Source organism: Bacillus sp. FSL R5-0397, from assembly GCF_038593395.1.
GTDB lineage: Bacteria > Bacillota > Bacilli > Bacillales > Bacillaceae > Bacillus > Bacillus altitudinis.
In genome coordinates this window covers 2,296,626-2,317,104 of record NZ_CP151992.1, presented here as the reverse complement: position 1 = coordinate 2,317,104, position 20,479 = coordinate 2,296,626, and the positions used below count along the sequence as shown (strand labels likewise).

Here is a 20,479-nt window from a genome sequence, read left to right as displayed (position 1 = left end):
TTTTATGAATTAGTTATAGGTTAATATAAAAAAAGTGAAAAGATAAGTGAGAAAAGAATCGTTTTGGATAGGAAATATCGAGTGAACATGATCAAAATGACCTTGTTTTCACAAAAACGAAAGAGAGCCTAAAAGTCTATAAGAAATGTGCTATATGTAAATGAACCAATATTCTTTGATCAAAATCTCTTTTCAAGATAAAATTGGAAGTATCAATTCATTCTGATGGAGGCGATTTTCTGAATATTCGATTGTTAACACCAGAAGATGCTCAAGAATATGCGAACTTGAGATTAGAAGCACTCCGATTAAATCCAGAGAGTTTTGCTATGAGTTACGAGGAAGAGAAGCTAGATACGAAGAATAAATATAAGGCTCGTTTTGCCTCTACACAATCTATGTGGACATTCGGTGCCTTTCATCAAGGTCAGCTGCTCGGCTCGGTTACACTCATACAAGAAACCTTGCAGAAATTAAAGCACCGTGCCAATGTGGCAGCGATGTATGTAACGGCTAATGGACGCGGAAAAGGAATGGGGAAGGCACTCCTGACAAAAGTTCTTTCTTTTGCACGCGAAAAAAAAGACATCGAACAAATATATTTAACAGTGGTCACAACAAATGACCCAGCCAAACATCTTTACAGGTCTGTTGGATTTAAGTCGTATGCGGTAGAAGAAAAAGCACTAAAAATAAATGGTGCTTATGTAGATGAGGAAAAAATGGTGCTATGTTTATCATCGTTTGGAGGGGATATAAATGAGCCAGCCAGTCATGCGCATCACATTGGCAGCCGGACCAAATAGTGAGCTGGAATCCTTTGCGCTTCGTGCAGCACTTGAAAACTTTGGCGCAAAAGTCGATATGCATTGGATAGGCAGACCGAATGACCTGATTGATGTATTATCCGGGAGGAATAGAGGCGAGACGGATTTCATTATTTTATCCTTTCACGGAGAAGAAGGAGCGTTTCTCATGCCGGAGTTAGGAGAAGATGTATACGAAGAGGGTGAGCCGAGAGGTGCTGCTTTTGGTGCGGATGACATAAAGCGGTATGCTTCGTTAAATGGAGTCCACATTATATGTACAGGCTGTACACTAGGTGAAAAAAAGGTGGCAGAAGCTTTTTTAGAAACAGGGGCGATATCCTATACAGCGCCCGATGACTACATTGATGGAAATGCGTCATTTATTTTTGTTCTCACCATGCTGTATGAGCTGGTGAACAACTCAAAAACAGTCAGAGCAGCTTTTGACCAGGCACGCTCTATTGATGAAGAAACAAAGTTATTCCAACTGTATATGCAAAAATAAGGGCTGAGCGATCAAGCCCTTTTTATATGTCTCTCGTAAAATATGTCGAAAATGTGACAAATGTGTTTTTTTGCAAACTAAAAAGGGGCTGCGAAAAGTCTATCCTACAAACACACGTCATCCAGACAGGACGGCATCACGAGAGGAGAATCATTGTGTCAATCAAAGGGAAAGTCATTCTTGTTCTATGCGGACTTGCGATTGTCATCGGAATCGCTGGATTTTATCATAATCAGCAAGCAAGCGGGACAGAGAGAAAAAAAGTAGAACAAGATGCGAGCTACAAACAAGTTGAAATTGTCACACTTGTGAATGACGGGAAATTCATGAGATATGCTGTCAACTATCCGCTGTTTCATCAAGAAAAACTAGATCAGGAGATCAAAAGATTTGCAGAGACAGCGTTAGAAAAGTTTAAAACATCGTTTAGTCAAGCGAGTGATGTCAATGAAGAGAAACGATACGAACTAAACATCGATTATGAGATCATTCATTATGCCAAGCAAACAGTCGCAATCAAATTCAATACATATGAAGTGAAGGGCGGAAAGCAAGGCGTCAATCAAACGAAGGTGATGAACTTTGATTTCAAGAAACAGACATTTTTATCAATCAACGATATCTTTCTATCAAAGAAGGACAATCTTCAAAAATTATCTCATATGACTTTTGAGGAATTAAAAAAAGATCGAACGCTAGCTGAAAATCAGTCGCTGCTCAAACAGGGAACGTCTCCTGAGGCGAAGAACTATCAGTATTTTGCCATCAAAGATCGTTTTATTGAATTCTACTTTCTAGCAGGGCAAATTGCACCAGACAATAAAGGCCCTCAAGTGCTGGCGATTAAGAAAACACTGCTTAAAGGAATGTTAAAGCCAGAATACATCAATAAAGAAAAGAACAAAAACGAGAAAAAAGAACCGATCGCCAAAAGAAAGATCGTAAAACCTCCAAAACAGGGAGTATTCAACCCAAATCAAAAAGCCATTGCCCTTACATTTGATGATGGACCAAATCCATCAACGACCTCAAAGATCTTAACAGCTTTAAAAGAAAACAAAGGACATGCAACATTTTTCGTATTAGGAAGCAGGGTTCAATATTATCCCGATATGCTAGGTGAAATTAGAAAAGGTGGAAATGAAATCGGAAATCATACTTATAACCACCCTTTGCTCACAAGACTCCCTTTAAAACAAGCCATCAAACAAGTAGAAGACACGCAGCAAATCATTGAAAAAGCGAGCGGGTTCACACCGACTCATTTTAGACCACCATATGGCGGGACAAACGGGCAAATCAACGAAGCTCTTCACATGAAAGTGACCCTTTGGGATGTGGATCCTGAAGACTGGAAATATCGAAACAGCCAATACGTCGCGAACTACATTCTAACTCATGCATCTAGCGGTGAAACGGTCTTAATGCACGACATCTATGACACCTCAGCCAACGCAGCCGTCACGATTATCAAAGAACTCACCAAACAAGGATATCAATTATTGACGGTGTCTGAGCTTGAGCAGTGGAAGGAAGAACAGAAAAAATAATTTATTGATAATTAATTGAGAAAACAATTTCGGAACATAGAAATTGTTTTCTGTTTAAGAAGTAATTAGATCCATTATATATACCTCTTAGAGTTAATCTAGTTAATATTCAATAGGTAATAATTATTTTTTCGTTTGATTCTTTTGACTTTAAAATTAAGTTAACAAGATCATCTCTATCAAATAATTTAACATCTGTTTTTTCAGCTAATTCGATTGCTGGAGATGTAAAATAATTATTAGTAACTACCCATGATGATTCAGATGAATAATAAAACCTTGCTGAAGTGATTTCTTGTACAGATTTCACCCCCACTTTTTTTTTATACCTTTTAGCTTGAACTACAATACTCAAACCAGATTTTTTCAAGATTAGATCAGCACCGTAGTCACCAGAAGCTTTAGTTAATTTTACTTTATAACCTAGGTTCCTAAATAGAACGCTTAAATAGATTTCAAATTCTCTTCCTGTCATAGCATCTATTTGATCGATTCCTGATTTGCTTAATTTTTCAAATTCATTTTTTTCTTTGGTCCTTTCAATGAGAGTCAATATAATAATAATTATTATGGAAATAAGGCTAACAAAAAATATAAATAAGAAAAAATCGTACATGTCATTCCCCTTTGTTCAGAATAAAAATATTGTTTAATATTGATAATGTATCTTTAATTTTATAATCGGTCTGAAAGTAAAGATTTAAAGTTATTTCATAGTAGTTTAAGATTTTTATAGTTGGTTAAATGAAAACTTTAAACTTATTTAATTTATTTATAAAGAGTTGAAACATAATAAGGAGAATTTAAATTAATGGAGTTTAGTAATTGAATATGAATGGTCTATTAAAAAATATTGAATTTAAGAAGCATTCTTTCAGAATAAATCATCATTTACTTATCCATTTTACAAATTTGAAGGAAAGAGAACGAGAAATCAATAGTTGTCGAAGGAGAGAATGGAATGTTTTTGTATTATGGACCAACCGGTGCTCCAGTGGAAAATCCGGGAGAAGAATGGATGAAAGAAATCTTCTTCCATAAGGGTGAAGACTATTGGAAACAAGGGAATGGAGAATCTTCTATTGAAGTGGATGAAGATTGGGAAACGGAAAGTCTTGTTTTCTTTTATCATGAACCTTATGGCTTTTTTCTTATGAGATATCCAGATTTTTTGGTTCCTTTTAAAAAAGTAGAGAAGATAGAAACGATCAAGCATGTCGTTGCAGGCGCACCATTGTATGTACCTTCATGCAGCTACGTCGATCGACATCAAGCTTATGAAATCGTTCAACATTTTCTAAAAACAAAATCGGTACCTGATAGTGTTGAATGGGTGGAGTTGAGGACGATTGATTTTCAGCAAGATCTATAAAGTTTTACGGGGAACAAGAAGGAGAATAAAATGTGTCGTTTAGATGATACCATGCATGTACATGTTGGCTATTACGAACATGGTCTTGATGTTGAAGGGGTGTTTTTTAAGAGTTTAGAAACAGGAAAGTGGCAATTATTCTTTGACCATACATGGTATGGGATCACGCTTTTAAAGCATTATGAAAAATATGAAGATTTAGGGCTGTTGATTGGCGAGTATTCTATTGAAGATGACAAAATTGAAGGTGAAGGAAATCAGCTGTTTGAGCGTTTTTTAAAAGAAAACGGGATATTGAAGTCAATGGAGTGAACAGATATCTCTTAGCCTTTAGAGTATTTTTAAATCTAATAAGGGTCAGTCTTATATAAGAAACAAAGAATGGTCAAAATAAAAAAACAGACCTAATGTGGTCTGTTTCAGCGTGTAGACAAAGTCTACACGCTTTTTTGTATAATAAGGGCAATAACACATTTCTGTGGGGGATGAACATGTTATCGAAACGTGAAGAAGAAAGAAGAAATCAATTAGAAGTAGTGGCCTTAGATGAATTAGTGCCTGAAGATCATCTTGTACGGAAAATTGATCAAGCGATCGATTTTGATTTCATTTATGATCTTGTCAAAGATCATTATAGTTCTGATAACGGCAGACCAAGTGTGGATCCCGTTGTTCTTATTAAAATGGTTTTGATCCAATACCTATTTGGCATTCGCTCTATGCGTCAAACCATTAAAGAAATTGAAACTAATGTGGCTTATCGTTGGTTTATTGGATATGGATTTTCGGAGAAAATTCCGCACTTTTCTACCTTCGGTAAGAACTACGTGAGACGCTTTCATGATACAGATTTATTCGAACAAATTTTTTATCGAATCTTAAGAGAAGCGATGAAAAAAGGTCTCGTTGATCCATCTATCGCTTTCATTGACTCAACTCATGTAAAAGCGAACGCCAATAAGAAAAAACTTGAAAAGAAAATTGTTCGAGTAGAAACGAGAAGTTATCAAAATCAGCTTCATGAGGAGATCAATGTTGATCGTGAGGAACATGGAAAAAAGCCGTTACCCCTACAGAATAAAGAAGAGAAAAAAGAAATCAAGGTCAGTACAACTGACCCAGAGAGTGGCTACTATGTAAAGGATGAACGTGAAAAGTTATTTGCTTATTCATTTCATACGGCTTGTGATTCAAAAGGATTTATTTTAGGATCACTGGTCACTGGTGGAAATGTTCATGATAGTCGTATGTTAGATTCACTCGTATCAAAGGTGACAAAGAAAGTCGGAAAACCCAATGTAGTCGCAGTAGATGCTGGATATAAAACACCATATATCGCCAAGTTTTTAATGGATCAAGAGATAAGACCTGTCATGCCTTACACCCGCCCGAGAACAAAAGCTGGTTACTTGAAAAAGAATGAATACGTATATGACGCACATTTTGATTGTTACATTTGCCCAAACGGGCAAATTCTTTCTTATCGTACAACGACTAGAGAGGGATATAAGCAATATGCGTCCGATTCAGAGGTATGTAAATCCTGCTCGTTTCTAGATAACTGTACACAAAGTCAAAATCACACCAAACAGATTCACCGACATATTTGGCAGGACTACCTAGACGAAGCAGACCATCTGAGACTCACTGAAATGAATAAGAACATCTATGCAAAACGGAAAGAAACGATTGAACGCGTTTTTGCGGATGCAAAAGAAAAGCATGGAATGCGATGGACGAAACTTCGAGGATTGAAAAAAGTTTCGATGCAGGCGATGCTTACTTTTGCTGCCATGAATCTTAAGAAATTAGCAAACTGGACATGGAAAGAGCCATGTCCAGCGTAAAGCAACTGATCAATTTTATCAAAATAAGTGAAAACCCCACTTTTACTTGAAGTAAAGGTGGGGTTTGTCTACGGTCTGAAACAGACCTAATGTGGTCTGTTTTTTTATCAACCCAAAATGAATGGATTTTTTTACATCTTTCAAATCATTTCCCCTTCTCCCGTTTCCGTTTCTCCTTCTCTGCCCGGTAAAACTCATGAAACATCTTCATCAGCGCACGTTTCTCAATCCGGGACACATAACTCCTTGATATGCCGAGCTCTTTGGCTATTTCCCGCTGCGTTTTCTCTTTCTTTAAGTCCAAACCGAACCGGCCGACGATGACTTCTTTTTCCCGGCCGTCGAGAATGTCGATATATTCTTTTACTTTTTCAAGCTCCATGTTGAGCTGAATGGTATCAATCACGTCCTCATTTTCTGATTTTAAGACGTCAATTAATGAAATTTCGTTGCCTTCTTTATCCTGACCGATGGGGTCATGCAGAGAGACGTCCTTTTTTGTTTTTTTGAGTGCGCGTAAATGCATGAGGATTTCGTTCTCAATACACCGCGCCGCATATGTTGCCAGCTTTGTTCCTTTTCCAGAGGAATAGCTTTCGATGGCTTTAATGAGTCCGATCGTCCCGATGGAGATGAGGTCTTCAGCGTCTTCCCCGGTATTTTCAAATTTCTTGACAATATGGGCGACGAGCCGAAGGTTATGTTCAATCAGCATGTTTCTTGCGTGTTCATCGCCCTCTGCCATAAGGGCTAAGTATTTTTTCTCATCATCTCCCGAAAGGGGCTGTGGAAAGGCATTGTTTTTGACATAGGACACTAAAAACACCAATTCTTTGACCATCAATCCCATCGCTGTAAATACTCCTGCCACGATTTTCACCTCCACCATGTTTAGGCCACTGCCTATATCCTCAAATGTATGTGAAGGAAGGATTGTCTGTGTCTGTACGATGAAAAAATCATCTTTTTCGAAAGAAACGTGCTTATGCGTATGTTTTTGCTGCACCTCTCATATGTTTGCGGTTTCTTTGCGGTGCTTGGCGGTCTAGAAGCGTGCTAAAATATGTAATATTAGACCGAAAAGGAAGGGGTTTTTTCGGAACATGGGGAAGGTTCTTTCTTCACATGTCGGTATGAAAATTAATGAATGGTATCGAATGATACGGCAGTTCAGTGTTCCAGATGCGGAAATCTTGAAAGCGGAAGTAGAAGCGGAAATTGAACGTATGGAAGAGGACCAGCATTTACTGATTTATTATCAGCTCATGTGTTTTCGGCACCAAATTATGCTCGACTATATACACCCTTCAAAATATCAACCTTTCTCAGTATCTAACCTTGTCGATAAAATCGAAAATTCCAATCATGAGTTATCTGATATGCTGCATTATTACCATGCATTTTTTCGTGGCATGCATGAGTTTAGTCAAAAAGAATATTTGGAGGCCGTCAAATATTATCGCATGGCAGAAAAACAGCTGTCTATGGTATTTGATGATATTGAGCAGGCCGAGTTTCATTTTAAAGTAGCAGAAGCCTACTATATAATGAAACAAACGCATGTCTCCATGCACCATATTTTAAAAGCGCTTGAAATATACGATCAGCATGATGCATATTCCATTCGCATTATTCAGTGCCTCTTTGTCATCTCGGGAAATTATCAAGATTTAAAACGTAAAGATCGAGCACTACCTCACTTGAAAAAGGCGAAACAACTCGCATCCGAAATTGATCACCCGCGCATTTATAGCTCAGCACTCTATAATTTAGGGAAATGTTATGGGGAGTTAGGTTATCGAGAAGAAGCAGAACGATATTTAACCGAATCGGCTGACCTCGCCAAAAAAGAGCTGCTTCCCACGCTGCCTCATACACTTTATACACTGGCCAAGCTACTTTTTAGACAAAATGAGCAGACTGAAGCAAGGCGCATATTAGAGGATGGGAAATTGGCCGCAAAGAAGCATGAAGACCAGCTGTTCTGTCATATGTTTGAGTATCTGGATGCTTTATATGTTCAGGAAATCAATGAAGAACAACTGCAAAAAACCATTGATTATTTGGAAAAACTTAGCCTATACTCTTATATAGAGGATATCTCACTAGAAATTGCGACAGCCTTAGAAACCTCTCAACAATACCAGAAGTCCAACCAGTATTATCAAAAATTGTTATGGGCTCAAAATCAAATCCAAGAAGGAGAGTGTCTGTATGAATTCTAAGCAACGTTCGACAGTTGAAGAGAGAAACCAAACGTGAGACAAAAAGCGGGCCTGATGGGCCGGCTTTTTTTATGTGAAAAAGAAGCGTAGACGATCACGAAACTTGAATGAATTCATCAGAAAGCGGGCAATTTAATGTGTAATGATGTTCTGTGGAGGCGGTCTGATGAAAGGGTTGCATATCTTGTTATGTATATTGGTAATATGCGCTTTTGTTCCTGGTAACATAGAGGCGCGTACATTAAAAAGAATCGACCTAGAAAAAACGGGACGAGCCTTTTGGGACATGAGAGAGGAACGGAAAAAGATTGCGTTAACCTTTGATGATGGGCCTCATCCGGTATACACAAATCAAATACTAGATGTACTGAGAGAGCATGAAGTGAATGCCAGCTTTTTTGTCATCGGAAGCCGTATTCATGCATATCCCCTGCTCGCAGAGCGGATTGTGAGCGAAGGAAATGAGCTTGGCAATCACACGATGAACCATACGTATTTTGACCTTTTGTCATCGAAAGAAATCAAGCAAGAATTAAAAGAATCAGCGGCTCATATCGCTTCTCTCCAGCCTGGCGGACCCTTATTATTTCGTCCCCCGGGCGGGCGCTTGACGATGAAGTCATTCCGCATTCTTTCAAAGCAAGGATACGATGTCGTGATGTGGTCCTTTACGCAAGATCCGAAGGACTGGTCTAGGCCAGGTGCACACAAAATTGCCAGCCGTATTATTGAGAATATTCAGGGCGGTGATATCATCCTTCTACATGATGGCGGAGGAAATCGTAAGCAGACAGTAGAAGCGCTGAAGCAAGTCGTACCTGAACTAAAGAAAAGGGGCTATGAGTTTGTGAAAGTAAGCGAACTACTGCACCATGACAGAGATTATCTGCCGGTTCAATTACAATAAGAAACAGTCATTCATTGAAACCAAAAGTCTTGTCGTTTACTATATGAAGAGGGCTTTTGGAGGTGAATGTTGTGAAGAAATTTGTTTTCCTTTTCATCCTGTTATGTGTTGCTGCTGGGTGCTCAAAACCAGTGCAGGAAAGCGTGATTGCATTTGGTGACAGTAACACAAGAGGATCGAACTGGGATTTTCGAGATTATCCCACATCTGAAAAATGGGTGAATCTCATGAAAAACGTCGAGCGCGGCCAAATCAAGGTACAGAATGCCGGGATTGGCGGGCAGACAACAGAAGATGCGAAGCTGCGCTTTGAGCAGGATATTTTAAAACAAAAACCAACTTACGTCCTCATCATGTTCGGTACAAATGATGCGGCGATTCTAGACGGGAAACATCCCCGTGTGACCAAAAAACGATTTAAAGAAAACTTATCCTACTTCATTTCTGAAAGTAGGAAAGAGGGAATTACCCCGATCCTCATGACGTGCGTGCCTGTGGTGGAAGGAGGCAAAAAGGGCTTGTATTATTATTCTAGATATAAGTCATCTTATTTTGCTGAGAGAGGCGGGGCGAGAGCTTGGCAAAACTCATACAATGACATCACAAGACAAGTAGCTGAAAAACAGCAAGTGCCGCTTGTCGACAATTGGAAAGCGTTCATCCGAGAAGCGGGTGAAGATAGTGACAACGCCTTGATTCAGTCTGGCCTCATTGACCCTTCTGGCAATCATATGACACCAAAAGGGGCAAGAATCATTTATAACGAAATCAAAGAGCGTGATGTCATTAAACATTTTTAAATGCAGGCCATCTGCCTAAACAAGACGATCCATCCAGCATAGTCTAACAGTATATCTTCTTAGAAGGAGGTAACTGATATGTGGGGATGTCCTTATCCTTACCCTGCGTGTTCGCCTTATCCAGCTCAAGGAGCAGGAATCGGTTACGCTTTTCTTGTTGTGTTCCTTGTCGTCATTTTGGTCGTAGGTGGAGGGTTATGGTTTTGGAATGAACAGCCTTGCAAATAAGACACCTCTTCTTTGATCAGAAGGGGTGTTTTTTACGGAAAATAGTAGTAAGCCTATAGCGCAAGTGATATAATATCAGTCACCTGAGTTTAAAAAAGGAGAGTGCTCGGGAGGCATGGTTCCTGGATATATGGAATTAAGAGGAAACAGAGAGCATATGCCCGAGCGAACGTCTTTTCATTTCTGTCTCAATTAATTCAATGAAGTCGCGATTTAAGTTCATTTCATTTGCTTTATAATACGATTCTATAAGTAAATCATCTGACAGCTTTTTCATACTAGAAACCCATATGATGGGAAAAACACCTCCCCTGAAAAAGTTGGCATAAAACTTGAGGAAAAGACATATCATCATAGGTTGATCGAATGTCTTTGAAGTACCTTTAATCTACCATGAATGGGAAACAAGAACAATCGTTCTGTTATCCACATGGTTAAGTGGATAACTTGTGGGTAGAGTGTTTATAATTGAATGAAAGCGTGATGAAATATAGGTGGATAATGTGTGTAAAATTATCCACACCTGTTGAAGGTCCTCATCATATGTCGAAAACTTTTTCATTGTATTCGATAGACAGACAAATTGTGATTTGATTCGACACAATCGCTGAAAAACCAATGGAAGAAAGGGTGCAAATTGTGCTAAAGAAGTATTTCTTACCGGATGAATTTGTGAAAAGTATTTTCCACATTTCGCCGCAAAAACTAAAAGAACGAAATGTAAAAGGAATTATTACGGATTTAGATAACACACTAGTAGAATGGGATCGTCCTAGTGCGACCCCGCGTTTAATTGAATGGTTTCAAGAGATGAAAGATCACGGGATACAGGTGACGATTGTATCGAACAATAATGAAAAAAGGGTCAAGCTTTTTTCTGAGCCTGTTCATATCCCGTTTATTTATAAAGCGAGAAAACCGATGGGAAGAGCCTTTAATAAGGCCGTCGCTGATATGCAATTGAAGAAAGAAGATGTGGTTGTCATTGGCGATCAGCTTATGACAGATGTGCTTGGCGGAAACAGGCATGGCTTCCATACCATTTTGGTTGTACCTGTTGCGGCATCGGACGGATTTTTCACGAAGTTTAACAGGCAGATTGAACGCAGAATTTTAGGAGCCTTAAAGCGTAAGGGCCACATTCAGTGGGAGGAAGAGTAATAATGGAAAAGGTTGTTTGTATTGGCTGCGGTGTAGCCATTCAGACGGAAGATAAAGATCAATTAGGATATGCGCCGGCAGCATCTCTATTGAAAGAAGATGTGATCTGTCAGCGCTGTTTTAGGTTAAAGAACTACAATGAAATTCAGGATGTATCTTTAACAGAAGACGACTTTTTAAATATTTTACACAGTATTGGCGAGACTGATTCTTTGATCGTCAAGGTCGTTGATATTTTTGACTTTAACGGAAGCTGGATTAATGGACTGAGCCGTATTGTTGGTGGTAATCCCATTTTACTGGTCGGCAACAAGGTAGATATTTTACCGAAATCCGTGAAAAAAGACCGTCTTGTTCAATGGATGAAGCGGGAAGCAAAAGAAAATGGGCTCAATCCGATTGATGTGTTTTTAATCAGTGCGAGCAGAGGACAAGGTGTGCCTGAGGTTATGGAGGCCATTGATCATTACCGTGAGGGCAGAAATGTCTATGTTGTCGGCTGTACAAATGTTGGGAAATCAACATTTATTAACCGCATTATCAAAGAGGTGTCTGGAGAAGAGAATGTGATCACCACATCCCAATACCCAGGGACAACACTTGATGCGATTGAAATCCCGCTTGATGACGGGTCTGCTTTATTCGATACACCGGGGATCATCAACCGCCATCAAATGGCGCACTATGTCGGCAAAAATGACTTAAAGATTTTAACGCCGAAAAAAGAATTGAAACCGAGAACGTTCCAGTTAAATGAAGCTCAAACGCTTTACTTTGGCGGACTGGCTCGATTTGATTATGTAAAAGGCGGCAGAACATCCTTTGTTTGCTACATGCCAAATGAACTCAACATTCATAGAACGAAGATGGAGAATGCAGATGACTTATATGAAAAGCATGCAGGTGAACTGCTTTCACCGCCATCAAAAGAGGGAATGGAAGATTTCCCGCCGCTCGTTCCGCACACTTTCACCATCGATCAGCCAAAAATGGACATTGTCTTTTCAGGATTAGGCTGGGTGACGGCAAATGATGCTGGGAAACAAATCAAAGTGTATGCGCCAAAAGGTGTGCACGTGTTTATGAGACGTTCGTTAATTTAAATGTTCAGAGGGGGAGAGACCTTGAAACCTTTATACGGAGTAATCGGTAACCCTGTTGGCCACTCAATGTCTCCGGATATTCATAATGCAGCACTAAAGGATGCTGGAATTGATGGACATTATCATGGCTTTCAAGTAGAAAATGATGACCTGAAAGATGCGATTAGCGGCATGAAAGCGTTAGGAATCAGCGGCATTAACGTCACTGTTCCGCACAAGGTAGACATCATGAAGTACCTCGACAAAATTGATGTGACAGCTGAACGCCTTGGTGCCGTCAATACGGTGCGGCTCGAAGGAGATCAGCTCGTTGGGTACAATACAGATGGAGAAGGCTTTCTTCATTCATTGCTTGAAGCGTTGGATCAGCCGTTATCAGAGCTGTCATTTCTCCTGCTTGGTGCTGGTGGAGCAGCAAGAGCGATTTACACGACAATTGCTGAGTATGCACCGAAACAATTTGATATCGCCAACCGCACCATTGAAAAAGCTGAGGCTTTAATTGAAAGTGCCGATGGGAAAATCACATCTCATGCCATTGCATTAAATACAGCAGAAGAGCGGCTTGGGGAATATGATGTCATCATCCATACGACCTCGATTGGTATGTATCCGAATGTTGAAGAAACCCCCATTTCTTTAGCGAATGCAAAAAAAACAGCGGTCGTTTGTGATATTGTGTATAATCCAATAGAAACAAAGCTGCTAAGCGAAGCAGCCGGGTTAGGTTTGAAAACAGTCGATGGCGTCGGCATGTTTGTTGGTCAGGCGGTAAGAGCCTTTGAACTGTGGACGGGCATTACACCTGACGCCCGAAAAATGAAGTCAATTGTCATAGAGAAATTAGGAGGAACACCATGTTAAAAGGTAAGCAAAAACGTTTTTTACGTGCGCAAGCACATCATTTATCACCTATTTTTCAAGTTGGAAAAGGCGGGGTAAATGACAATATGGTCAAGCAAATTTCCGAGGCGCTTGAAGCAAGAGAACTTTTGAAAGTCAGCGTATTGCAAAACTGCGACGAGGACAAAACAGAGGTTGCAAAAGCACTTGTAAAAGGTGCAAAAGCTGAACTCGTTCAAACGATCGGAAATGTGATTGTCCTTTATAAGGAATCAAAGGAAAATAAACAAATTAAGCTGCCGTAAAGGTGGATATGATATGAAAAAAATAGGATTGTTCGGCGGTACGTTTGATCCCCCGCATAATGGGCATTTGCTGATGGCAAGTGAGGTGCGTTTCCAAGTAGGGCTTGATGAAATTTGGTTTATCCCAAATCACCAGCCCCCTCATAAAACGGGCCGAAAACGAGCAGAGAGTCATCACCGCGTAAAAATGGTGGAAAAAGCGATTCAGACAAATCCTCATTTTCGAGTTGAGCTTATTGAAATGGAGCGGGAGGGCCCATCTTATACAGTAGATACGGTTGAGCTGTTAAAGAAGCGCCATCCTGAAGATGAGTTCTTTTTTATGATTGGAGCGGACATGGTCGAGTATTTGCCGAAATGGCACAGAATCGATGATTTGCTTCAGATGATCACCTTTATTGGGATGAAAAGACCAGGTTATGAAGGAAATACGGCGTATCCTCTTTTGTTTGCAGATGTTCCGGCTTTTGATGTATCATCGACATTGATTAGGCAGCGAATGAAGCAGGGGCAACCTGTTGATTATTTGATTCCGAAAGCGGTTGAGTGTTATATAAAGGAGCATCATTTATATGAATCGTGAAGAAGCTTTAAACTGTGTCAAACAGCAGTTAACAGAGCATAGATATACACATACAATTGGGGTAATGGAGACGGCCATTTCATTAGCTGAACGTTTTGGTGCAGATGTGAAAAAAGCAGAGGTCGCGGCTATTTTCCACGATTATGCTAAATTTAGACCGAAAGAAGAAATGAAGGGCATCATCCAGCAAGAACAGATGAACCCTCTATTGCTTAAATATTCACCTGAGCTTTGGCATGCCCCAGTTGGTGCCTATTTGGTCAAAAAAGAAGTTGGAATTGACGACCAAGATATTTTAACAGCCATTGAATTCCATACATCCGGCAGACCGAACATGACATTGCTTGAAAAAGTGATTTATGTCGCCGACTATATAGAGCCAGGACGCCATTTTCCTGGTGTAGAGGAAGTAAGAGAGTTAGCAGAGCAGGATTTGGACCTTGCCTTGATTCAATCTTTAAAAAACACCGTCAGCTTTTTAATGAAAAAGAATCAGCCAGTTTTCCCAGATACACTTGCTACTTATAACTCACTTGTGCAAAAGAACAACTAAGGAGGAATTTTGATGGATGCATCATCAATTTTAAACATCGCAGCAGGAGCGTGCGATGATAAACGGGCAGAGGACATTATCGCCCTGAATATGCAAGGGATCTCACTTGTTGCAGATTATTTTCTCATTTGTCACGGGAATTCTGACAAACAAGTACAGGCCATTGCAAGAGAAGTGAAACACCTTGCAGAAGAAGGCGGCATCGAAGTTAAAAAGATGGAGGGCTTTGACGAAGCAAGATGGGTCTTGATTGATTTAGGAGATGTCATTGCTCATGTGTTCCACAAAGAGGAAAGAGGATATTATAACTTAGAGAAGCTTTGGGGAGATGCGCCGAGAGAAACGCTTTCGCTTGGCATTAACTCATGATTTATCAAGGGTTTGCAGGTGTGTATGATGAGCTCATGACACATGCCCCTTATGATGAATGGGTTCAGTGGATACAGCGATATATCAAGCCGAATAGTGCGATTATCGATGTAGGTTGTGGAACTGGAGAAATCTCTCTTCGGTTAGCTGCAAAAGGTCACATGGTCACAGGAATTGACCTAAGTGAAGAGATGCTGGCATTTGCGCAGCAAAAAGCACAGGCTCATAAGCAGTCTATTCAATTTTTACATCAAGATATGAGAGAGCTTGAGGGGTTTGAACAAACTTTTCAAGCAGCGGTTATTTGCTGTGATTCTTTGAATTATCTAAAAAACGAAAATGACGTCAAAAAAACCTTTAAAAACATGTTTCAGCTTTTAGAGGCAGGTGGGGTTTTATTGTTTGATGTTCATACCCCTTATAAAATGGAAGAGGTATTTCCTGGCTCTACTTATGCCGATCAAGATGAAGAGATCAGCTACATTTGGCAGAGTGATAAAGGAGATCATCCATTTTCAGTCATTCATGATTTAAGCTTTTTTGTAAAAGACGGAGACGTGTATGAGCGTTATGATGAAACGCACGAACAACGTACATTTCCTTTTGAGACATATGCAGCGTTCCTTGAGTCCGCTGGCTTTGAACAGATTGAAGTGACCGCTGATTTTACAAATGAAGCACCTCAAGAATGTGCAGAAAGATATTTTATTTCAGCGAAGAAACCAAAAACCATCGTTTAAAGGACGATGGTTTTTTTAAAACCCTTTTTTCGCTTGTTGCGAACATGTTTAATTTCTGAGATCATCAGTAAACACACTCGGTGGGTATTGATGCGCAACCGCTTCTACATCCTCATCGAACTTGTCATGAGTGTTCTGGAAAAGCTGATGGAACATATCTTGAACACCTGCTTCAAGTGCTTTAATGCCCTCGCCGGTGACGCCGCCTTTTACACACACCTTCTCTTGCAGTGTAGGCAGGGTATATACCCTTTTTTCAATCAAACGGCCAAGTCCTACAAGCATATCTTCTGATAAGGTGGTGGCTTCTTCTTTTGAAATATCCGTTTCTTCAACAGCGGCTTCAATCATTTTCTGAACAAGAAAGCTAATAAAGGCAGGACCGCAGCTGACAATATCTGAGGCTGCCCGTGTGATTGAATGATGAATTTCTATTGGTGTTGAAATGCGGGAAGCGAGTTGTCTGAGCGTTGCTTTTGTCGTGACATTGCATGATGAACCAAATGTTAAAAGTGATGCGCCTGATAATGCGCGGTTGGTGATGCTTGGGATCAGTCTGGCTGTTTGACAAGGAACAATGTCTTGAAGCTGTTCAGGATGAACCGGACTTGTAATGATGACAATGGTTTGCTGTTCTTTTAAAAGTGGGCTCAGCTCTTTTAAAAGCGGATAAATATCAAGTGGTTTGACACAAACAAAGATGAAATCTTTATCTGTTACAGCTCCTGAAAGCTGTTTCGTCACTTCGACCTCTGGGTGATTCTTTTTTATATTGAACGCTTTTTCGATGGTCCGATTTGTAATGGTGATGGATGAGGGATTGACTGCTTTTGATTCAATAAATGCCTCAGTAAGTATGGTACCCATGTTTCCTGTACCGATTAACCCTATATTCAAACGTTCTCCCTCCTTAGACGCATAGGATCTGTTATCTTCTAAACAGTATGTGAAGCAGCGTGAAAATATGATTGAAAGAAGCGTGAACAAGTGAAGCAGCTCATTTCGTTGAAAAAATACAGACTTTATCTGATAGCGGGAATCATCATCCTCATCATCATCTGTTTCTTCTTTTTAGTAGGAAAAGAGAAAGGCAGCGCCGAGCCAAGTGTATTGAAAGAACAACATGAAACGCGGGTTACATTAGAAGAAAAACAAGAGAGTGCAGAAAAAGAGCCAACATCCATCGTAGTAGAGGTCAAAGGAGCTGTACGGAAGCCGGGCGTTTATGCATTTATGGCTGAGGATAGAGTTGAAGAAGCCATTAAAAGAGCAGGTGGTTTTACGAGCAAGGCAGATACAGTTGACATCAATCAAGCAGCAAAATTAGAGGACAGTATGATGATTTATGTACGAAAGAAGGGGGAAGGTGACAAGCAGGGACAAACAGCAGCGGCTAATACGCCGCCGGGAAATGAACAGAGTCAAGGGGTGAATGTCAATCAAGCTGATGCAGCGGAATTGCAGACCATTAACGGAATAGGCCCAGCCAAAGCGGAAGCCATCATTGCGTATAGAGAAGAACATGGAGAATTTCAGCTAATTGAAGATTTGCGGAATATTTCGGGTTTTGGAGAGAAGACCATTGAACGGCTAAAAAATCAACTGACGGTTAAGTAGAATTGACGGTATAGAAGAAAGGCATGTACACTTAATACCATACATCATTCTGGAGGGATCAGCTCGTGGAGAGAATTTCATGGAATCAATATTTTATGGCTCAAAGCCATTTGCTTGCTTTGCGAAGCACCTGTGAGCGGCTAGCTGTTGGGGCAACGATCGTAAGAGACAAGCGCATCATTGCAGGTGGATATAATGGATCCATTGCCGGCGACGTACATTGTGCAGATGTAGGATGCTATGTGATAGATCATCACTGCGTTCGTACAATCCATGCGGAGATGAACGCTATTTTACAATGTGCCAAATTTGGTGCACCAACGGCTGATGCTGAAATATATGTGACGCACTTTCCTTGCTTGCAGTGCTGTAAAGCGATTATTCAAGCAGGTATTCGAACAGTGTATTATGCGAAGGATTATAAAAATCATCCATATGCTGTTGATTTATTTGAACAGGCCGGAGTTCAAACAGAACAGGTTGAACTAGATGAGATGATTATTGACTTAAAAAACCAAGAAAAATTAGCCTTTGTTGCGGATTTAATAGGCAAACTAAGTGAATCAGGACGTAGCGAAACAGAAATTCGTCAAATGCATGAAAAGGCGAATCAATTATTTACTTCCTATGTTTAAGTATTTGCCGTTCGGGGCGATTTCAGCAGCTGTTGGAATTGCTCTGGCCGCATATCATCTTCATCTGTATTTTCTCCTTTTTCTTCTTGTATGTCTTCTTTTCAGTCTGCTGAAAAAAACACCTCAGCTCTTTCTAATGGTCAGTTTGTGTGGAACGATCTATATGCTCATTTTTATGGTGCATCAATCTTTTGAAACGGATCATCCCGTACAAGAAAAATCATTTTCTCATTCGGTTGTGATTGAAACGATTCCGAAAATAGATGGCAATCGCTTTTCAGCGACTGTTTCATCAGAGAATCATCGACTAGCGGCGTTTTATACGATTCAAACGGAGCGTGAAAAAGAAGCGCTAAAAGATGTTGGACCAGGTATGAGCTGTCATATGACAGGTGAGATGCGGTTGCCTAAACATGCAACCATACCGAATGGCTTTCAATATGATCAATTTCTTAAAACAAAAGGCATCCATGCTATTTTCTTAACGCAGTCTATGAAAAGCTGCACGAAACATGACAGCCCTTCACATTACCTTTCATCTATTAGGCAGAAGGGGTTGAAATTTCTAGAAGATCACGTTCCGAAGAGTTCTGTTGGGATTGTGCAGGCACTTATTTTTGGCGATCGTGATTTAATAGACCCTGATACATTAAGAGATTATCAAATGCTTGGCATCATTCATTTATTAGCCATTTCAGGACTTCATGTTCAAACATTGCTCGCTTGTCTATTTTGGTGTCTACTCCGCGCTGGCGTGACAAGAGAGACAGCGCGTATTCTTTTATTATCCTTTTTGCCGGTTTATGCTTGTTTAACAGGTGCTGCACCGTCTGTGTTAAGAGCCTGTCTCATGGCTGGAATTTATTTAGTCATCACAAGCCTGCCAAAAGAAATGAAACAGCCTTCTGCGGTCGTGTTAAGTGCAGCGTTCTTGCTTTTATTAGCCATTCAACCACTTTATATATTTGATGTCGGTTTTCAACTGTCATTTGTGGTGACCTTATTTATTTTGCTATCCACTAGTATTTTATCAAAAGCCAAAAGTTCGGTGATGCAGTTATTGCTCATTTCCTTGATTGCACAGCTTGCTTCGCTTCCTATTCTTTTATATTATTTTCAACAATTTTCCTTGCTGAGTGTTCCTTTAAATATGATGTTTGTTCCTTTTTATACAATGGTTGTCATGCCTCTGTCCTTATTCTCTTTTCTTTTATCTATCATTTATCTTCCGCTTGGACAAACACTGTTTCAGCTGCTTGATTGGGTGATCCAGTTTAGTCATCAATTGTCAGCACATATGGCTGCTTACGATGGTCTTACTCTCATTTTTATGAAATCGACATGGTGGCATGTGCTCCTAGAGGTTTCCTCCATTGTTTTTCTATTCGTTGTGATGGAATGTAAAACTTCTATCAAATCTTATCTTGTGCCGATTTTGATTCTCGTTTGTGTGCTGGCTATACACTATTTCACGCCGAATTTTCTTCAAAAAGGAGAGGTCACGATGTTAGATGTAGGACAAGGGGATAGTTTGTTTATTCAGCTACCTTATCGAACCGGGCATATATTAGTCGATACAGGAGGCAGACTTTCTTTTGAAGAAGAGCCATGGAAAAAAAGACGTAAAGTATCTACAATTGGGGATCAAACGCTTATTCCATTTCTACATTCTAAAGGCATAGCAAAACTTGATGTCCTCATCCTTACCCATGCAGATCAAGATCATATGGGAGAAGCGATGCGGTTAATAAAGCGAAATAAAGTCAAGCGCCTTGCAATCCCAAAAGGCTTTGCTCGAAATCCAGAGGATGCGCAGCTTTTAAAGGAAGCGGTTGATCAAAGGATTCCTGTAGATGAGTTGGAAAGAGGGGATCAGCTGAGAATTGGAGGACAAAAATTTGACGTTCTGCATCCCGCACGTGACCATGTGACGAGTAAAAATAACGATTCACTGGTCCTCACCTTTACGCTTGGCGGCAAGCGTTTTATGCTGACTGGGGATCTTGAACAAGAAGGGGAGCGAGACATCATTCAAGCTTACCCCAAGCTACGAGCGGATGTCTTGAAGGTTGGGCATCATGGGAGTAAAGGATCAACAAGCGAAGAATGGCTTCAGCATTTGAACCCGTCATATGCACTGATTTCAGCAGGTGAACGAAATCGGTATCACCATCCTCATCAAGAAGTTTTGAAAAAATTAAATGATCATCAAACAAAGGTGTATCGTACAGATATCGATGGAAGTGTGACCTATGAATTTCTTGAAGAGGATGGAACATTTTACGCTCATCCTCCATATGATATCTTACAAAATCAATAAAAAAACT

25 protein-coding genes are annotated in these 20,479 nt (G+C 40.0%); 21 read left to right on the top strand and 4 right to left on the bottom strand.

Annotation, left to right across the window (positions count from 1 at the left end):
- Positions 1 to 203 precede the first annotated feature (203 nt).
- From NSQ70_RS11855 to NSQ70_RS11845, 3 genes are all read left to right on the top strand, one after another.
- Positions 204 to 806 carry a GNAT family N-acetyltransferase gene (locus NSQ70_RS11855; RefSeq protein ID WP_319078268.1) on the top strand — a complete coding sequence of 201 codons (603 nt, stop codon included), beginning with the start codon at positions 204 to 206 and terminating at the stop codon, positions 804 to 806.
- Positions 760 to 1,314: a delta-aminolevulinic acid dehydratase gene (locus tag NSQ70_RS11850; RefSeq protein WP_159144931.1), complete on the top strand. Its 555-nt coding sequence runs from the start codon at positions 760 to 762 to the stop codon at positions 1,312 to 1,314. The genes NSQ70_RS11855 and NSQ70_RS11850 overlap by 47 nt, the downstream gene beginning before the upstream one ends.
- Positions 1,315 to 1,469: 155 nt before the next feature.
- Positions 1,470 to 2,864, top strand: a complete 1,395-nt coding sequence (locus tag NSQ70_RS11845; protein ID WP_342502166.1) for a polysaccharide deacetylase family protein — start codon at positions 1,470 to 1,472, stop codon at positions 2,862 to 2,864.
- A 109-nt stretch (positions 2,865 to 2,973) separates the two neighbouring features.
- On the opposite strand, the gene NSQ70_RS11840 is transcribed toward NSQ70_RS11845, so the two are convergent.
- The gene (locus tag NSQ70_RS11840) at positions 2,974 to 3,480 is read right to left on the bottom strand and encodes a restriction endonuclease (RefSeq protein WP_048003091.1); all 507 of its coding nucleotides are present in this window, start codon (positions 3,478 to 3,480) and stop codon (positions 2,974 to 2,976) included.
- 345 nt (positions 3,481 to 3,825) lie between these two features.
- Here NSQ70_RS11840 and NSQ70_RS11835 point away from each other — a divergent pair, with 345 nt between their 5' ends.
- The 3 genes from NSQ70_RS11835 to NSQ70_RS11825 all read left to right on the top strand — a co-directional run bounded on the left by NSQ70_RS11835 (position 3,826) and on the right by NSQ70_RS11825 (position 6,083).
- On the top strand, positions 3,826 to 4,236 hold the full coding sequence (locus tag NSQ70_RS11835) for an Imm1 family immunity protein (RefSeq protein WP_144668553.1): 411 nt from the start codon (positions 3,826 to 3,828) through the stop codon (positions 4,234 to 4,236).
- Positions 4,237 to 4,266: 30 nt separating this feature from the next.
- Positions 4,267 to 4,548 (top strand): DUF3986 family protein, encoded by a 282-nt coding sequence (locus tag NSQ70_RS11830; RefSeq protein WP_178897028.1) that lies wholly within the window; start codon positions 4,267 to 4,269, stop codon positions 4,546 to 4,548.
- Positions 4,549 to 4,727: 179 nt separating this feature from the next.
- Complete coding sequence (locus NSQ70_RS11825) at positions 4,728 to 6,083, top strand: IS1182 family transposase (RefSeq protein WP_342502164.1); 1,356 nt, start codon at positions 4,728 to 4,730, stop codon at positions 6,081 to 6,083.
- A 145-nt stretch (positions 6,084 to 6,228) separates the two neighbouring features.
- Here NSQ70_RS11825 and sigK read toward each other — a convergent pair whose 3' ends face one another.
- On the bottom strand, positions 6,229 to 6,957 hold the full coding sequence (gene sigK / locus NSQ70_RS11820) for an RNA polymerase sporulation sigma factor SigK (RefSeq protein WP_058014952.1): 729 nt from the start codon (positions 6,955 to 6,957) through the stop codon (positions 6,229 to 6,231).
- A gap of 229 nt (positions 6,958 to 7,186) precedes the next feature.
- Between sigK and NSQ70_RS11815 the strand changes: the two genes are divergently transcribed.
- From NSQ70_RS11815 to NSQ70_RS11800, 4 genes are all read left to right on the top strand, one after another.
- Positions 7,187 to 8,308, top strand: a complete 1,122-nt coding sequence (locus NSQ70_RS11815) for a tetratricopeptide repeat protein (RefSeq protein WP_007501361.1) — start codon at positions 7,187 to 7,189, stop codon at positions 8,306 to 8,308.
- Between the two features lie 166 nt (positions 8,309 to 8,474).
- On the top strand, positions 8,475 to 9,215 hold the full coding sequence (locus NSQ70_RS11810; RefSeq protein ID WP_017358034.1) for a polysaccharide deacetylase family protein: 741 nt from the start codon (positions 8,475 to 8,477) through the stop codon (positions 9,213 to 9,215).
- Positions 9,216 to 9,286: 71 nt separating this feature from the next.
- Positions 9,287 to 10,015, top strand: coding sequence for a GDSL-type esterase/lipase family protein (locus tag NSQ70_RS11805; protein WP_169476094.1), 729 nt, complete (start codon positions 9,287 to 9,289; stop codon positions 10,013 to 10,015).
- 78 nt (positions 10,016 to 10,093) lie between these two features.
- Complete coding sequence (locus tag NSQ70_RS11800) at positions 10,094 to 10,243, top strand: hypothetical protein (protein ID WP_003217499.1); 150 nt, start codon at positions 10,094 to 10,096, stop codon at positions 10,241 to 10,243.
- Between the two features lie 136 nt (positions 10,244 to 10,379).
- Here NSQ70_RS11800 and NSQ70_RS11795 read toward each other — a convergent pair whose 3' ends face one another.
- Entirely contained in the window at positions 10,380 to 10,520 is a 141-nt protein-coding gene (locus NSQ70_RS11795) for a sporulation histidine kinase inhibitor Sda (protein ID WP_003217327.1), read from the bottom strand.
- 362 nt (positions 10,521 to 10,882) lie between these two features.
- Here NSQ70_RS11795 and NSQ70_RS11790 point away from each other — a divergent pair, with 362 nt between their 5' ends.
- The 8 genes from NSQ70_RS11790 to NSQ70_RS11755 are packed head-to-tail and all read left to right on the top strand — an operon-like array spanning position 10,883 to position 15,900.
- Complete coding sequence (locus tag NSQ70_RS11790; RefSeq protein ID WP_008356191.1) at positions 10,883 to 11,404, top strand: YqeG family HAD IIIA-type phosphatase; 522 nt, start codon at positions 10,883 to 10,885, stop codon at positions 11,402 to 11,404.
- A gap of 2 nt (positions 11,405 to 11,406) precedes the next feature.
- Positions 11,407 to 12,507, top strand: coding sequence for a ribosome biogenesis GTPase YqeH (gene yqeH / locus NSQ70_RS11785; RefSeq protein WP_007501357.1), 1,101 nt, complete (start codon positions 11,407 to 11,409; stop codon positions 12,505 to 12,507).
- A 21-nt stretch (positions 12,508 to 12,528) separates the two neighbouring features.
- Positions 12,529 to 13,371, top strand: coding sequence for a shikimate dehydrogenase (gene aroE / locus NSQ70_RS11780; RefSeq protein WP_342502163.1), 843 nt, complete (start codon positions 12,529 to 12,531; stop codon positions 13,369 to 13,371).
- Complete coding sequence (yhbY, locus tag NSQ70_RS11775; RefSeq protein ID WP_008342507.1) at positions 13,365 to 13,655, top strand: ribosome assembly RNA-binding protein YhbY; 291 nt, start codon at positions 13,365 to 13,367, stop codon at positions 13,653 to 13,655. Before aroE ends, yhbY begins: the two co-directional genes overlap by 7 nt.
- A gap of 13 nt (positions 13,656 to 13,668) precedes the next feature.
- Positions 13,669 to 14,238, top strand: a complete 570-nt coding sequence (locus NSQ70_RS11770) for a nicotinate-nucleotide adenylyltransferase (protein ID WP_135009261.1) — start codon at positions 13,669 to 13,671, stop codon at positions 14,236 to 14,238.
- The gene (gene yqeK / locus NSQ70_RS11765; RefSeq protein ID WP_017358029.1) at positions 14,228 to 14,791 is read left to right on the top strand and encodes a bis(5'-nucleosyl)-tetraphosphatase (symmetrical) YqeK; all 564 of its coding nucleotides are present in this window, start codon (positions 14,228 to 14,230) and stop codon (positions 14,789 to 14,791) included. The genes NSQ70_RS11770 and yqeK overlap by 11 nt, the downstream gene beginning before the upstream one ends.
- 12 nt (positions 14,792 to 14,803) lie before the next feature.
- Complete coding sequence (rsfS, locus tag NSQ70_RS11760; RefSeq protein ID WP_008342502.1) at positions 14,804 to 15,160, top strand: ribosome silencing factor; 357 nt, start codon at positions 14,804 to 14,806, stop codon at positions 15,158 to 15,160.
- Positions 15,157 to 15,900, top strand: a complete 744-nt coding sequence (locus tag NSQ70_RS11755; RefSeq protein ID WP_342502162.1) for a class I SAM-dependent methyltransferase — start codon at positions 15,157 to 15,159, stop codon at positions 15,898 to 15,900. The genes rsfS and NSQ70_RS11755 overlap by 4 nt, the downstream gene beginning before the upstream one ends.
- 48 nt (positions 15,901 to 15,948) lie before the next feature.
- Here NSQ70_RS11755 and comER read toward each other — a convergent pair whose 3' ends face one another.
- Positions 15,949 to 16,797, bottom strand: a complete 849-nt coding sequence (gene comER / locus NSQ70_RS11750) for a late competence protein ComER (RefSeq protein WP_251185227.1) — start codon at positions 16,795 to 16,797, stop codon at positions 15,949 to 15,951.
- A 90-nt stretch (positions 16,798 to 16,887) separates the two neighbouring features.
- Here comER and NSQ70_RS11745 point away from each other — a divergent pair, with 90 nt between their 5' ends.
- The 3 genes from NSQ70_RS11745 to NSQ70_RS11735 all read left to right on the top strand — a co-directional run bounded on the left by NSQ70_RS11745 (position 16,888) and on the right by NSQ70_RS11735 (position 20,472).
- Entirely contained in the window at positions 16,888 to 17,517 is a 630-nt protein-coding gene (locus NSQ70_RS11745; protein WP_251185228.1) for a ComEA family DNA-binding protein, read from the top strand.
- 65 nt (positions 17,518 to 17,582) lie between these two features.
- Positions 17,583 to 18,152, top strand: a complete 570-nt coding sequence (locus tag NSQ70_RS11740) for a ComE operon protein 2 (protein WP_008342495.1) — start codon at positions 17,583 to 17,585, stop codon at positions 18,150 to 18,152.
- Complete coding sequence (locus NSQ70_RS11735) at positions 18,145 to 20,472, top strand: DNA internalization-related competence protein ComEC/Rec2 (RefSeq protein WP_342502593.1); 2,328 nt, start codon at positions 18,145 to 18,147, stop codon at positions 20,470 to 20,472. The genes NSQ70_RS11740 and NSQ70_RS11735 overlap by 8 nt, the downstream gene beginning before the upstream one ends.
- Positions 20,473 to 20,479: the final 7 nt, after the last annotated feature.

What these genes read in the sequence shown, in the direction of transcription:
- NSQ70_RS11810 (WP_017358034.1), top strand. Translation starts at nt 8,475, where the DNA reads ATGAAAGGGTTGCATATCTTGTTATGTATATTGGTAATATGCGCTTTT.
- NSQ70_RS11830 (WP_178897028.1), top strand. Translation starts at nt 4,267, where the DNA reads ATGTGTCGTTTAGATGATACCATGCATGTACATGTTGGCTATTACGAA.
- NSQ70_RS11755 (WP_342502162.1), top strand. Translation starts at nt 15,157, where the DNA reads ATGATTTATCAAGGGTTTGCAGGTGTGTATGATGAGCTCATGACACAT.
- NSQ70_RS11770 (WP_135009261.1), top strand. Translation starts at nt 13,669, where the DNA reads ATGAAAAAAATAGGATTGTTCGGCGGTACGTTTGATCCCCCGCATAAT.
- NSQ70_RS11815 (WP_007501361.1), top strand. Translation starts at nt 7,187, where the DNA reads ATGGGGAAGGTTCTTTCTTCACATGTCGGTATGAAAATTAATGAATGG.
- rsfS (WP_008342502.1), top strand. Translation starts at nt 14,804, where the DNA reads ATGGATGCATCATCAATTTTAAACATCGCAGCAGGAGCGTGCGATGAT.
- NSQ70_RS11795 (WP_003217327.1), bottom strand. Translation starts at nt 10,520, where the DNA reads ATGAAAAAGCTGTCAGATGATTTACTTATAGAATCGTATTATAAAGCA.
- yqeK (WP_017358029.1), top strand. Translation starts at nt 14,228, where the DNA reads ATGAATCGTGAAGAAGCTTTAAACTGTGTCAAACAGCAGTTAACAGAG.
- yhbY (WP_008342507.1), top strand. Translation starts at nt 13,365, where the DNA reads ATGTTAAAAGGTAAGCAAAAACGTTTTTTACGTGCGCAAGCACATCAT.
- NSQ70_RS11850 (WP_159144931.1), top strand. Translation starts at nt 760, where the DNA reads ATGAGCCAGCCAGTCATGCGCATCACATTGGCAGCCGGACCAAATAGT.
- NSQ70_RS11825 (WP_342502164.1), top strand. Translation starts at nt 4,728, where the DNA reads ATGTTATCGAAACGTGAAGAAGAAAGAAGAAATCAATTAGAAGTAGTG.
- yqeH (WP_007501357.1), top strand. Translation starts at nt 11,407, where the DNA reads ATGGAAAAGGTTGTTTGTATTGGCTGCGGTGTAGCCATTCAGACGGAA.
- NSQ70_RS11835 (WP_144668553.1), top strand. Translation starts at nt 3,826, where the DNA reads ATGTTTTTGTATTATGGACCAACCGGTGCTCCAGTGGAAAATCCGGGA.
- NSQ70_RS11800 (WP_003217499.1), top strand. Translation starts at nt 10,094, where the DNA reads ATGTGGGGATGTCCTTATCCTTACCCTGCGTGTTCGCCTTATCCAGCT.
- NSQ70_RS11735 (WP_342502593.1), top strand. Translation starts at nt 18,145, where the DNA reads ATGTTTAAGTATTTGCCGTTCGGGGCGATTTCAGCAGCTGTTGGAATT.
- NSQ70_RS11840 (WP_048003091.1), bottom strand. Translation starts at nt 3,480, where the DNA reads ATGTACGATTTTTTCTTATTTATATTTTTTGTTAGCCTTATTTCCATA.